13 protein-coding genes are annotated in these 12,281 nt (G+C 70.7%); 10 read left to right on the top strand and 3 right to left on the bottom strand.

Features of this window, described 5'->3' with window-relative positions; genetic code table 11:
* The first annotated feature begins 4 nt into the window (after positions 1–4).
* From pgsB to ABT254_RS22435, 6 genes are all read left to right on the top strand, one after another.
* On the top strand, positions 5–1,264 hold the full coding sequence (pgsB, locus tag ABT254_RS22460; RefSeq protein WP_351472748.1) for a poly-gamma-glutamate synthase PgsB: 1,260 nt from the start codon (positions 5–7) through the stop codon (positions 1,262–1,264).
* Entirely contained in the window at positions 1,261–1,743 is a 483-nt protein-coding gene (locus ABT254_RS22455; protein ID WP_351472745.1) for a poly-gamma-glutamate biosynthesis protein PgsC/CapC, read from the top strand. Before pgsB ends, ABT254_RS22455 begins: the two co-directional genes overlap by 4 nt.
* 229 nt (positions 1,744–1,972) lie before the next feature.
* Complete coding sequence (locus ABT254_RS22450; RefSeq protein ID WP_351472742.1) at positions 1,973–2,917, top strand: NlpC/P60 family protein; 945 nt, start codon at positions 1,973–1,975, stop codon at positions 2,915–2,917.
* Between the two features lie 127 nt (positions 2,918–3,044).
* On the top strand, positions 3,045–4,340 hold the full coding sequence (locus ABT254_RS22445) for a cation:proton antiporter (RefSeq protein ID WP_351472739.1): 1,296 nt from the start codon (positions 3,045–3,047) through the stop codon (positions 4,338–4,340).
* A gap of 103 nt (positions 4,341–4,443) precedes the next feature.
* Complete coding sequence (locus tag ABT254_RS22440) at positions 4,444–4,665, top strand: hypothetical protein (protein WP_351472736.1); 222 nt, start codon at positions 4,444–4,446, stop codon at positions 4,663–4,665.
* Positions 4,666–4,861: 196 nt separating this feature from the next.
* Positions 4,862–6,667, top strand: coding sequence for an ABC transporter ATP-binding protein (locus tag ABT254_RS22435; RefSeq protein WP_351472734.1), 1,806 nt, complete (start codon positions 4,862–4,864; stop codon positions 6,665–6,667).
* A gap of 500 nt (positions 6,668–7,167) precedes the next feature.
* Here the strand turns inward: ABT254_RS22435 and ABT254_RS22430 are convergent, their stop codons facing one another.
* Together ABT254_RS22430 and ABT254_RS22425 are read right to left on the bottom strand one after the other, a co-directional pair.
* Positions 7,168–8,418 carry a DUF418 domain-containing protein gene (locus ABT254_RS22430; RefSeq protein ID WP_351472732.1) on the bottom strand — a complete coding sequence of 417 codons (1,251 nt, stop codon included), beginning with the start codon at positions 8,416–8,418 and terminating at the stop codon, positions 7,168–7,170.
* A gap of 142 nt (positions 8,419–8,560) precedes the next feature.
* On the bottom strand, positions 8,561–8,716 hold the full coding sequence (locus ABT254_RS22425) for a hypothetical protein (protein WP_351472730.1): 156 nt from the start codon (positions 8,714–8,716) through the stop codon (positions 8,561–8,563).
* A gap of 282 nt (positions 8,717–8,998) precedes the next feature.
* On the opposite strand from ABT254_RS22425, the gene ABT254_RS22420 reads away from it, so the two are divergent.
* Together ABT254_RS22420 and ABT254_RS22415 are read left to right on the top strand one after the other, a co-directional pair.
* The gene (locus ABT254_RS22420) at positions 8,999–9,670 is read left to right on the top strand and encodes a response regulator (RefSeq protein WP_351472892.1); all 672 of its coding nucleotides are present in this window, start codon (positions 8,999–9,001) and stop codon (positions 9,668–9,670) included.
* Positions 9,667–10,803: a sensor histidine kinase gene (locus ABT254_RS22415; protein WP_351472727.1), complete on the top strand. Its 1,137-nt coding sequence runs from the start codon at positions 9,667–9,669 to the stop codon at positions 10,801–10,803. Before ABT254_RS22420 ends, ABT254_RS22415 begins: the two co-directional genes overlap by 4 nt.
* Positions 10,804–10,918: 115 nt before the next feature.
* Here the strand turns inward: ABT254_RS22415 and ABT254_RS22410 are convergent, their stop codons facing one another.
* Complete coding sequence (locus ABT254_RS22410; RefSeq protein WP_351472724.1) at positions 10,919–11,131, bottom strand: hypothetical protein; 213 nt, start codon at positions 11,129–11,131, stop codon at positions 10,919–10,921.
* A gap of 385 nt (positions 11,132–11,516) precedes the next feature.
* Between ABT254_RS22410 and ABT254_RS22405 the strand changes: the two genes are divergently transcribed.
* Together ABT254_RS22405 and ABT254_RS22400 are read left to right on the top strand one after the other, a co-directional pair.
* On the top strand, positions 11,517–11,783 hold the full coding sequence (locus ABT254_RS22405; protein ID WP_351472722.1) for a ribbon-helix-helix domain-containing protein: 267 nt from the start codon (positions 11,517–11,519) through the stop codon (positions 11,781–11,783).
* Positions 11,780–12,223, top strand: a complete 444-nt coding sequence (locus ABT254_RS22400; RefSeq protein WP_351472719.1) for a PIN domain-containing protein — start codon at positions 11,780–11,782, stop codon at positions 12,221–12,223. Before ABT254_RS22405 ends, ABT254_RS22400 begins: the two co-directional genes overlap by 4 nt.
* Positions 12,224–12,281 lie beyond the last annotated feature (58 nt).

The following is a 12,281-nucleotide window of genomic DNA, read 5'->3' as shown; positions in this document are numbered from 1 at the left end:
TGCCATGCTCTTCCTGTACTGCGTCCTCGCGGCGTGCTGCGCCGGCCTGCTCCTCGCAGGCATCGTCGAACAGCGCCGCCATGACGCGAATCTCGCCGCCATACCCACCCGAGTGCTGGTCAACGGCATTCGCGGCAAGTCCTCCATCACCCGGCTGTGCGCGGGCGCGCTGCGCGGCAGCGGCCTGGTGACCGTCGCCAAGACCACGGGCACCGCGGCCCGGTTCATCCACCCCGATGCCACCGAGGAGCCGGTCTACCGCAAGTTCGGCATCGCCAACATCGTGGAGCAGATCGGCATCGTCCGGCGGGCCGCCGGCTACCGACCCGATGTCCTGGTCATGGAGTGCATGGCCGTCATGCCCGCACTCCAGGAGATCAACCAGACCAAGCTGATCCGCTCCACCATCGGCGTGCTCTGCAACGTCCGCGAGGACCACCTCGCCGAGATGGGCCCGACGCTGGACGACGTGGCCCGTTCCCTGTGTCGCTCGATGCCGGAGGGCGGCGTCTGTGTCACCTCCGAGAAGGAGCGCTTCCACATCCTCCAGGAGGAGGCCGACGCCCGGAACTGCAAGCTGGTCCACGCCGACCCGGAAACCGTCACCGACGAGGAACTGCGCGGCTTCAGCTGGTTCACCTTCAAGGAGAACGTCGCCATCGCCATCGCGGTCGCCGAACTGCTCGGCGTCGACCGGGAGACCGCGCTGAAGGGAATGCACGAGGCGCCGCCGGACCCGGGTGTGCTGTCCGTCGAGCGGTACCGCACCCCTGACGGAAAGCGCCTGCGATTCGCGAACGTCTTCGCCGCCAACGACCCCGAGTCGACGCTGATGAACATCAAGCAGCTGCTCGAACTGGGCGCGATCCACCGTCCGTTGCACGTCGTCATCAACTGCCGTCCCGACCGTGTGGAGCGCAACGGTCAGATGGGCGCGCTCATCCCCCGGCTCGACCCGGAGACGGTGTTCCTCATCGGCCACCCCACCAAGTCGGCCGCCGACGCCATACCCGCCCACTGGACCGGGAACGTCGTCGATCTCGGCGGCGACCGCCGCGACCCCGACCGGCTCACCACGGATCTGCTGGCTCACCTGGGGCCGGACTCCTCGCTCGTCGCCATCGGCAACATCCACGGCCAGGGCGAACTCTTCCTGGAGCGGCTCGCGGCACTCGCGCCCGACCACCCCGACTGGGCTGACCCGAGCGACGCCCACACATCACTCGTCGCCCCCCACCACTCCTCCCATGGAGCGTCCCGTTGATCCCCGCAGTAGTCACCCCGCAGATCGCCGCGATCGGCATCGCACTCGGTCTGGTGTTCTCCCTCCTGTGCTACCTGACCACGAACCTCTCACCGGGCGGCATGATCACCCCCGGCTGGCTCGCCCTCACCCTCGTCGACGATCTGCGGCGCGCCGCCATGGTCGGGGCCGCGGCAGGCCTGACCTACCTGCTGACCAAGCTGCTGCAGCGCTTCGTCATCCTCTACGGCAAGCGACTGTTCGCCGCCGTCGTGCTCACCGGTGTCCTGCTCCAGGCCGGGCTCTCCCTGTTGCTCCAACAGCAGTTCCCGCTGCTGTTCGCCCATCAGGCCCTCGGGTTCATCGTCCCCGGTCTCATCGCCTACCAGCTGGAGAGGCAGCCAAAGACGGCGACGGTCCTCTCCACCGGCGCGGTCACCTTCGCCACCTACGTGATCTTGGTGTCCGGGCTGCTGCTGGGCGCCCTGCCCACGAAATGAGCCGCCCCCGCACCGACCTGCGGCGCCATCTCCCCTTTCCTCCCATCGGAGTTGACCAGTGAAACGCCTCCTGCCCAGAATCCGTAGATTCTCCCTGACCAGGAACGCGGTCCTGTTCCTGGTGACAGCCGTCCTGCTACCGGCGAGCTGCGGGCTGACCCTGCAGCTCAGGCACCGTACCGACAGCCCGGCGGCATCGCCGGCACCACCGGCATCCTGGGCATCCCGGATGTCACGGGCATCACTGGGCTCCGGGATCCGGGTCAGGAGTGGCCCGCTGCACTTCGAGCGGATCGGCAACCCCGCCCGCACGGTCGCCCGCGACCGGCACGGCACCGTCATCGCCACGTTCACCGACGGCGCCCGTACAGCCGTACTGACAGGGCCCAGCCGGACGTTCGCGGAGCCGCGTACGACGGATGCCAAGGTCGTCACCAAGAGCTGGGTGCGGCTGCTGCCCAAGGCATGGGCCCGTGGCGCGGAGCGGAGCGGCTGGTTCAGGACCTGGCTCAGGTCCCGGCTCGGCAGCCGCGACCCCGACATCCTCGCCACGGCCTTCGACTACGTCGCCGGTGCCCCGGTCCGGACGACGGCAGCGGGAGTCAAATACAGCGGTGCCGCCCGCTACACACCGGGCACCGCCGGCGACTCCAAGCGTGCCGGGCAAGGGAAGCCGAAGGAGCGCACGGGTTCGGACTTCTACGACTACCTGGGCATCCCCTGGGCCTTCCCCGACACGGTCACCCGCCGCCCCGAGAAGGACCGCGCGCGCTCCGTCGACAGCTCCGGCTATGTCCGGCTGGTGTACGGATACCGTTCTGGGTTCCCGCTGAACAGCAGGGACAGCGCGGCGGGCAGCGGGCTGCAGCGGACCCCCGACGCGATCGCCCACGGGCGGCCCGGCGTGCCCGTGATCCCTCTCACCGACCGCCGCCCCGCTGTCATCCAGCAGCTCCAGCCCGGCGACCTGGTCTTCTTCAGAACACGGGAGCTGCCCGGCGGACGGATCGGCCACATCGGTGTCTACCTCGGCCTGGACACCGCCGACCACCCGCGCTTCATCTCCAGCCGGAAGAACGCGGGGGGCCCCACCATGGGTGACAAGGGCGGCACCTCACGGCTCGACGGTGACGGCTACTACGCCCAGGGGCTGCGCGGGGCCCGGCGCCTCTGACGGCGCTCCGCCCGGGCCGGCGCCGGCCTGTCGGCGGGGCGGATCCCGCTGATCGGCGGAGTGACCTGCGGTGAACGGCGCGCTGGGATGAGAAGGGCGTCGGTTCCGAGTTCTGAAGCGGATTCACATGATCTTTGTCCTGATTGTGATCACCACGGTGGTGGTCGGGTGGTCGCTGGTCGCCGGTCGGCTGGAGCACCGGCATGTGCGGGCTCCTCTGGTGCTGGTGCTCGCGGGCGTGGTCACGGGGGTGTTCACCCACAGCCATATCGCCGTCACCCTGAACTCCGAGGTCGCCCAGCATGTGGCCGAGGTCATCCTGGCCGTCCTGCTGTTCGTCGACGCCACCGAGCTGCCGGGCGGGCGACTGTTCGGCAACGATCTCGGCTCCGCCGCGCGGGCCCTGCTGGTCGCCCTGCCGCTGAGCCTGATCACGATGGTCCTGCTGGGAACGCTGCTGCTGCCCGGACTGCCGGTCGCGCTGCTGCTGCTCATCGCGTGCATCGTCGTCCCGACCGACTTCGCCCCCGCCGAGACGCTGGTCCGCGACCGGCGTATCCCGGCGAGGGTGCGCAGCGTGCTCAACGTGGAGAGCGGCTACAACGACGGCATCGTCTCGCCCCTCTTCCTGTTCGCACTGATCCTCGTCGGCACCAACTCCGTCACCCGCACGCCCGTGCAGGCCCTCGGCACGGCCGTGCCGTTCGCACTGAAGGCCCTCGTGGCCGGTTTTGCGGTGGGGGCGCAGGTGGCGTGGCTGATCAATCTGGCCGACCGCGCGGAGTGGATGACCGAGCAGTCCCGGCGGATCGTCGTGCTGGTCACACCGCTGCTCGCCTACACCGTCACCACGGCGATGGACGGCAATGGCTTCGTGGCCTCGTTCGTATGCGGGATCGCCTTCCGCTACGTCAGGCAGGCGCCGGTCCGCCGACGGGGCGCTTCGGCTCCCCACGTCTCGGACTTCCAGCTCATCGAGGACACCAACTCGATGATGACGATGTGCATGTGGTTCTTCTTCGGTAACGCCGTGGTGCTCGCCATGAGCGAGGGCGTCCACTGGCCCACCGTCCTGCTCTGCGCCGCCGCGCTCACCGTCGTGCGCATCCTTCCGATCATGCTCGCCTTCCTCGGCTCGGCGTTCACCTGGCGAGAACGGCTCATGGTCGGCGCGCTCGGACCACGCGGCACCACCTCCATCGTGTTCGGCCTGCTCGCGTTCAACGCTCTGCCGGACGGGCGGTACGCCGACACCGCCCTGTACGCCATGACCCTGACGGTGCTCGGCAGCGTTCTGCTCCACGGCGGCGGCTCGGTGGTCATCGCCCGGTCCCTGACCGGCCCGCCCCCGTCGGCTGCCGGCGGCCCCGGCTCCCCGGGGATCGACAAGCCTGACGCACCGGTCGGCACCATGCCGAGTTGATGTGCCGCTCCTACCGCAGGCCGGTCTTCTCCAGCCACTCGGCGGGGGTGGACCCGACAGTCGCCGGATGGGCGGAGATCGGCTGGGCGTCCAGGCTGGAGGCATGACACAGCGCGTTCGTGACAAGGAGTCCGAGACCACCCTCGGGACGTCGGCCGGTATCGACGTGCCGGGCCCTGACGTCCCTTCTGGCAGGGGCGGGTTGCTGGAACTTCTCGGCCTGACGCTGGGGGCGGGCGCGGGCGTCCTGTTCGTCGTCCGTCCTGAGTTCTACGAGGCAGGGGTGCACATCTTCGCCACGCGGGTGGCGTCACTGGTCCACTGAGCCGGCGATCGCAGATCTCTCCGGTGCGGGCGTCTCCGCCGTCACCTCGGGAGGCGGTGCCGTCCTTGATCTCGATGAAGCCGCGGGCCTGGCTCCGGCTCCGCCGCCCCTGCCCCCTCCTTCGCAGGTTTTGGCTGGTGCCGTTGCCCTCGGCCGCTGACGCGGTGCGTGGCCTACCACCTAGGGAAGGAACTCTGTGAACACCGCATCCGCCCCGGAGGCGACGGGTGCCGAGTCCCTGCGCACCAGCGAGACGCTCAAGGCGCTGTACGGCTATGTCCGCCCGCACCGGTGCGCCGTCGTACTCGGTCTGCTGCTGGCGCTGGCAGGGGCCGCCGGCGGACTGCTCCAGCCCCTGGCCACGAAGACACTGGTCGACCGGCTCTCGTCCGGTGGCACGATCGGCACCGTCCTGCTGGCCCTTACCGTTCTGGTCCTGCTGAGCATGGTGGCCGAGGCGTTCGGTGCCTATGTGCTGGAACGGACGGCGGAGTCGGTGGTGCTCGCCGCCCGCCGCAGCCTCGTCGGGCGGTTGCTGCGGCTGCGCCTCGCGGAGGTGGACCGGATGCAGCCGGGCGATCTGATGTCGCGGGTGACCTCCGACACCACGCTGTTGCGGGCGGTCAGCACCCAGGCGGTGGTCTCAGCGGCGACGGGGGCGGTGACACTGGTCGCGGCGGTCGTGGTGATGGCGTTCCTCGATGCCGTCCTGCTGGGCGTCACGCTCGGCGTGGTCGCGGTCGTCGGTGTGGGTGCCGTGCTGGTGATGCCGAAGATCGGGCAGGCAGCCGAGCGTGCGCAGGCGGCTGTCGGGGAGATGTCCACGGGCCTGGAGCGGGTCTTCGGCGCGTTCCGTACGGTGAAGGCGTCCGGCGCCGAGGAGCGGGAGACCGCTCGCGTCGAGGCGGCGGCCCGGCGGGCGTGGCGCCACGGCGTGCGCAGCGCGAAGTGGGAGGCCGTGCTGGGCTCGGCCGACAACCTCGCCGTCGAGCTGGTGTTCCTCGCGGTGCTCGCCGTCGGCGGGGCGCGGGTGGCGTCCGGGGACATGCCCGTGTCCACGCTCATCGCGTTCCTGCTGTACCTCTTCTTCCTGATGGAGCCGGTGTACCAGCTGGTCGAGGCAGCGTCCCACTACCAGGAGGGCGCGGCAGCGATCGCCCGGATCGCGCAGGTGGACGGCCTGGCGACGGAGAAGCAGGACCGGCACCGGTCGGTGCGGCCCGTGGCGAACCGGGCGGTGCGGCCGCGTCCGGCGTCGGTTCGCTTCGAGGAGGTGTCCTTCCGGTACGGGCCCCGGCTGCCGGACATCCACCGGCGGGTGGACTTCGAGGTGCCGGGGGGCGGGATGACGGCGTTCGTCGGCCCCTCGGGCGCGGGCAAGTCGACGGTCTTCGCGCTCGTCGAGCGGTTCTACGAAGCGACCGGCGGCCGCGTCCTGGTCGACGGCAGGGACGTAACGAAGTGGCCGCTGTCCGAGCTGCGGTCCGTCATCGGGTACGTCGAGCAGGACGCGCCGGTGCTGGCCTGCACGCTGCGGGAGAACCTGGTCTTCGCAGCGCCCGGCGCGACCGACGACGAGATACGCGAGGTCCTCGCCCGGACCAGGCTCGACGCCCTCGTCGAGCGTCTCCCGCACGGCCTGGACACCCCGGTCGGGCACCGCGGCACGAAACTGTCCGGCGGCGAGCGTCAGCGCGTCGCGATCGCCCGCGCGCTGCTGCGCAGGCCCCGGCTGCTGCTCCTGGACGAGGCGACCTCGCAGCTCGACGCCGTCAACGAGCTGGCACTGCGGGACGTCATCGCCGAGACGGCACGCGAGACCACCGTGCTGGTGGTGGCCCACCGCCTGTCGACCGTCACGGACGCCGACCGCATCGTCGTCATGGACGCGGGCACGGTCCGCGCGGTCGGCACCCATGAGGAACTGGTGGCCAAGGACGAGCTGTACGCGCAGCTCGCGGCGACGCAGTTTCTGACCTCGGCGGGACGCCCCCGCGACTGAGACGGGCCCGACCTGTGGGCTCGCGGCGGGGCGGCGTCGGAACATCCGCCGGATACCGGCGCGCCACACGACGCGTGAGGCTGAGGACAGCGCCTGCGTCACCAGGCGGTTCGCTCTCCCGCCCAGTCCGACGGCTTCACCACCGTGGCCGCCCGGGCACCTTCGCCGTGCTGTACAGCCACGGCCGGTTCCTCGACGTTCGGTTCACCGGCAACCCCCGCGACCCGGACGAGTCCATCGAGCACATCACCGGCCTCATGGCGAAGTCCGCCTGCAGCAACTCCTGGACCAGGAGCAGCTGTCAGCCCCCGGCCGCACACGGACGGAGAGGACGGCGACCCGGGCAGCCTGACCCGCACCAGCCCCTGCCCCCCGGCCGTGCCGGCACCTGGCACATGTATGTCCCGCAGTAGCCGAAGCCCGCAAGGGCGATCCCCTTGCGGGCCGGGCAGACCGTTCAGGCCGGGACGGGCAGGAAGCCGCGCCACCCCGGCCGGACCTCACCGGACGTACTTGGCGGGCTTGGTGGCGGTGTTGAGCAGGTGCTCCAGAGGGCCGCGGCGGAAGAAGCGGGACCAGACGGTGGCGAACACGATCGCCCCGAGGACGTACATGAGCAGCGGCACCCAGGACTGCTGGGTCCCTGTCCCGGCGGGCGTGGACAGCACGGACTGCGCGACGAAGTGGCCGACGTAGGCGGTCAGGGACATGGTGCCCACGGCGATGACCGGCTTCGCCAGGCGGCGCAGACGTGGCAGGCGGTCCATCACCACCGTCGCGCCCACGATCACGAGGATCGCGACGCCCACGCTGCCGATGATGTCGAACGTGGTGCCGCTGTGCGGCCCGGCGGCCATCAGTTCCGAGAACGACCGCTGGGGCTCCATGAACCCGCTGCCCATGGACACCGCCCCGGAGCCACTGGACGACGGCATGTCCTCAGCCGTGCTCCGCAACGCGTTCTTGCCCGCCAGCAGCAGGGACAAGCCGTAAGCCCCCACGACGAGGCAAGCGCCGAGCGCCGCCAGGCGCCGCTGGACGGCGGTCGCCGACAGGTCCATGCGGGCCAGCGCCATGCCGGCGATCACGAACGGCATCCAGGTGAGCGCCGGGTAGAAACCGGTGAGCAGCAGATCGAGCACTCCCACCTCGCTGAGGTGGCGGAGCGGGTCGTAGGCGTTGATGCTCTGCTGGACGGATTCGCTCAGCCGCGTGGTCAGGACGAACGCCAGCTGCGGCATGACGAGCGCGAGCCCCGCCGCGATCATCGCGAGGGTCCCCGCGCTCAGTCGCACCAGGGGCAGGGCGAGGAGGAAGTAGACGCCGTAGAAGCCGAGGATGATCACGCCCCCGTACTCCATCGCCATCACGGTGCCCAGCGCCAGGAGGATCACGGCGCGGATCGCGATCCGGGCCTTCGCCTGCCGGCCCGCCGGGCCGCTCTTCGGCTCGAAGCGGCCCGCGATCAGCATCAGCGAGAACCCGGCGAGGGTGGCGAACAGGACCGACGAGTGGCCGTCCGCGATGTACCGGACCCAGCTGCCGACGCCGTGTGTGGCCGACAGCGGCGGGCCGATGTGCACGACGTACATGCCGAACACCGCCAGCGCGCGGGCCAGGTCCACCCCGACCAGGCGTCCCATCGAGGGACCGCCGGGGGTCTGCCCGGCGGAGTCGGGCGAGGTTCGGGACCGTGGCGGCGCGCTCTCCTGCGGAGCCGGTGTCTCCTGGGGCGGCTGTATCTGTGTCATACGGAAAATCCTTCGGTGCCGTCAGGAGGCGGACCATCCGGCAGGCTTCGGTAGCACCCCCGCCGACCGGCCGGGTCTGCCCCGCCGACAGGCGGAACAGCGCCGCGTCGGCCGTTCGGCGGGCCCCGGACGGCCAACTGCCCTACTTGATGAGGGCGTTGGCCACCACCCCCGGGCCGCGCCGAGCAGCAATGGAGCTGGCCAGTACCGCCCCGTACAGGCCCCCGAACAGCACATGGGGCCGCGCCGCACAGCCGCGCAGGGCACGGACAGGCTGACGCAGGTACAGGCGGGGCATGGCTGGGTGGTCCTCGAACGGTACGGAAATAGACTGCGGCCCGCGGACTCGGGCGGGCCCACGGACCGATCCCACCGGACGACAACCACGGACACCATCCGCCGAGCCTCGCCCACCCGCCCGCCGACGGGCCGGAGCGCTCCCCCCGACCGGCTGGAACCGGCCTGCCGGGTGGCGGGTGTCCACAGCAGCCGCACCGCCGCGCGCCGTGCCGGACGTAGTGTCGACGGCAGCGGTGGACAGAGCAGACGAGTGTGAGGCGGAACGCCGGTGATCCGGGTAGTGGTGGTGGACGACGAGGCGCTGGTGCGGTCCGGGTTCGAGCTGATCCTGAACGCCTCCGACGGCATCCAGGTCGTGGCGACCGCGGAAGGAGCGCAGGCCGCCGACGTGATCCGGCGCGAGCACCCGGACGTCGTGCTCCTCGACATCCGCATGCCGGACGTGGACGGCCTGACCGTCCTGAGGGAGATCCGGACGCTGCCCGAGCCGCCGACGGTGGCCATGCTGACCACCTTCGACACCGACGAGTACATCCTGACCGCGCTGCGCTCGGGAGCCGCGGGCTTCCTGCTCAAGGACACCGAGCCCGAACAACTCGCCCACCTCGTACGCACCCTGGCCGCCGGTGGCGTGGTGATGTCCCCGAAAGCCTCGCGGGCTCTGCTGCGCGGCCATCCCGGGGCGGACGCGCCCCAGGTCGCGGAGGACGTGGCGCGCGTGAACCTGCTCACCGACCGCGAACGTGACGTCCTCGTCCTGATCGCGGAAGGACTGTCCAACGCCGACATCGGCGCCCGCATCCATCTGAGCGCGGGCACCGTCAAGGACCACGTCAGCTCGATCCTGACCAAGCTCCGGGTCTCCAGCCGCGTCCAGGCGGCGCTCCTCGCGGAGCGGGCCGGACTGCTCAGCGAGGACGGCAGCAACACGGCACGGGGCAACGGGCGGTGAGCACGGCTCAGGCACTGTGGCGGCGGGTGCCGCCCTGGGGGGTCGACGCGGGCATCGTCGTGCTCGCCGCGCTCGACGCCTGGATCAACCTGTACGGCGAGGCGACACCGTTCATGTGGGCCTGCGCGGCCCTCGGCTGCGCCGCACTGTTCCTGCGCAGGCGCCTTCCGCTGGCCGTCTTCCTGCTGACGCTGCCCATGACCCTGTTCATGGACGTGGCGGTCGCGCCGATCGCCGCCCTGTACACGCTGGCCACGCGCACCCGCAACCGCCCCCTGCTGGTCGGCTGCGCCCTGCTGAACGCGGCGGTGGGCACCCTCGCCTGGCCCCTGTCCGACACGTTTTCCGGCGACACGTTTTCCGGCGACCGCACCTGGACGCTCATCCAGTTCGTCTACACGCTGGCCACGGCCTTCGCCCCGATCCTGTTCGGCCAGCTCGTGCAGGCCAGACACGACGTGGCCCGCCAGCTCGTCGAGGTCGAAGTGGCCCGCGAACACGAACGCGCCCTGTACGCCCAGACCGTCCTCGCCCGCGAACGCGCCCAACTGGCCCGCGAGATGCACGACGTCGTCTCCCACCAGGTCAGCCTCATCGCCGTACAGGCCGGAGCGCTGCAGGTCGCCGCCAAGGACCCCGACGCCCGCGACGCCGCCCGCACCATCCGCACCCTGAGCGTGAACACCCTCGACGAACTCCGCCACATGGTCACGCTGCTGCGCGCCTCCGGCGGCAAGGAAACCGAACTCACCCCCCAGCCCACCCTCGCCGACCTCCAGCAGCTGATCGCCAACAGCGGCATCGAGACCACCCTGACCGGCGGGCTCCCGCCCGGCATCAGCACCACCGCCCAACGCACCATTTACCGCACGGTCCAAGAAGCCCTCACGAACGTACGCAAGCACGCCCCCGGCGCCCGCGCCGAGGTGCGCCTGTGGCACGACGCGCAGCACTTCGGCGTCACCGTCACCAACACCGCCCCCACCCGCCCGTCCGTCGCCCTGCCCAGCGCCCGGCACGGCCTGATCGGCCTGAGAGAACGCGCCGAACTGCTCAACGGCACCCTCACCGCCGAACCCACTCCACAGGGCGGATACGAGATCGAACTACGGGCCTCCAGCCGGCCCGCCTGAGCACAACCAGCCAGACGCGGATCGGCGCAACCGGACGCCCCACCGGCCACCTCGCCGACCGGATCGGCCGCATACCCCTCATCGCCACCGGCATGCTCGTTCAGTCGGCCGGTTTTCATCCTGCGAGGCGCGGCTCGATCTCCAGCAGTCGCGCTGTCTCGGCGGCCAGGTAGGCGGGCGCGTCCTGCTCCGCCCGTTGCTTGGCCGCGGCCCTCTCCGCGCGGGCCAGCCGCCCCACACCCTGAAGATGGAACAGGCTCAGCTGGGGGGCGTCAGGGATGGCGGGCGGATGCGCCGCGGGGAAGGACTCCAGGTGAACGCTGGTCATCTGCCGCCTCAGCTCCGGCAACTGAGAGATGGCGGCATCGCGCTCCGCCTCCCTCTGAGCCCGCTCCGCCTGACGGCGCGCCCGGTCCAGTTGCGCGGCTGAGGGGGCGACCGCACGAGAGCGTGTCGTACGCCGCGTACTGGTGCGCCGTCGATTGCCGCCGAGAGAACTCGACGCGTAGAAGGGGCCGAGCCCGGTCGACATCCTGGCGCCGCCACTGCCCACGCTGAGCCTCACCGCACGTGGCCCGATCGAGGTGCGCACTCCACGAGTGGAGACCCGCACACTCATCCCGGGCACAAGGTCGGCTCGGCCGGTCCTCGGCAACGGGACACGGGAAAGTGGGCGGGATACATCAATCCGGTACATGAACTACGCTTGGTACATGTCCATGAAGCGCACCAACGTCTACGCCGACCCCGAGGACCTGGCGATCATCAAAGAGGCCGCCAAGCGCCGAGGTATAAGCGAGGCCGAAATCATCCGCCAGGGCATCCACCTTGCCGCCATGGCGAACAGGGTCTGGGACGAGCCGCTGTTCTCGCGCACGTTCGAGGGGCCGGGACGCAACCTGCCCAAGTCGGAGGTCCGCGACACGGTCGCCGAGGCCGTCCGGCGTGAGACCGGCTCGGATTCCGGATCCGCCGCGTGATCATTGTCATCGCCGATACGTCCGGCCTTCTGGCGGCCCTGGACTCGGCTCATCCGGAACACCGGGCGGCGAACGAGGCGATCATGGCGGCGGGCCTGCTGGTCATGTCCCCGCTCCTGCTGGCCGAACTGGATCATGTGGCGACGCGTGAGCTCGGCAGGGAGGCCGCCCTCAGCGCGGTGGACGACCTACGGCGCTGGATGGGCCGGGGTCGTGTCGTCCTGCCGGAGATCACGGAGGACCACCTGGGCGCCGCCCAGTCCGTCCGTGTCCGCTACCGCGCGCTGGACCTCGACCTCGCCGACGCGGTGAACGTGGCGCTTGCCGCCGACTACGACACGGACGCGATTCTCACCCTCGACCGACGGGACTTCCGGGCCGTACGCCCGTTGGGCCGCCACAAGGCGTTCCGGGTGCTGCCCGACGACCTCCCGCTCTGACACAGGCTCCTGGGGAGTCAAGTGCCCGCTCCTGCCAGGGACTTGTGCGCCGCCCACG

Source organism: Streptomyces sp. NPDC001137 (genome assembly GCF_040298885.1).
Taxonomy (GTDB): Bacteria; Actinomycetota; Actinomycetes; order Streptomycetales; family Streptomycetaceae; genus Streptomyces.
Note: the sequence above shows the minus strand (reverse complement) of the source record. Positions and strands in the feature narration are given on the sequence as shown.

Bases quoted from the DNA above. Each gene is read 5' to 3' on its own strand.
- pgsB (WP_351472748.1), top strand. From the start codon at position 5: ATGCTCTTCCTGTACTGCGTCCTCGCGGCGTGCTGCGCCGGCCTGCTC.
- ABT254_RS22450 (WP_351472742.1), top strand. From the start codon at position 1,973: ATGTCACGGGCATCACTGGGCTCCGGGATCCGGGTCAGGAGTGGCCCG.
- ABT254_RS22445 (WP_351472739.1), top strand. From the start codon at position 3,045: ATGATCTTTGTCCTGATTGTGATCACCACGGTGGTGGTCGGGTGGTCG.
- ABT254_RS22440 (WP_351472736.1), top strand. From the start codon at position 4,444: ATGACACAGCGCGTTCGTGACAAGGAGTCCGAGACCACCCTCGGGACG.
- ABT254_RS22430 (WP_351472732.1), bottom strand. From the start codon at position 8,418: ATGACACAGATACAGCCGCCCCAGGAGACACCGGCTCCGCAGGAGAGC.
- ABT254_RS22425 (WP_351472730.1), bottom strand. From the start codon at position 8,716: ATGCCCCGCCTGTACCTGCGTCAGCCTGTCCGTGCCCTGCGCGGCTGT.
- ABT254_RS22410 (WP_351472724.1), bottom strand. From the start codon at position 11,131: ATGACCAGCGTTCACCTGGAGTCCTTCCCCGCGGCGCATCCGCCCGCC.
- ABT254_RS22405 (WP_351472722.1), top strand. From the start codon at position 11,517: ATGTCCATGAAGCGCACCAACGTCTACGCCGACCCCGAGGACCTGGCG.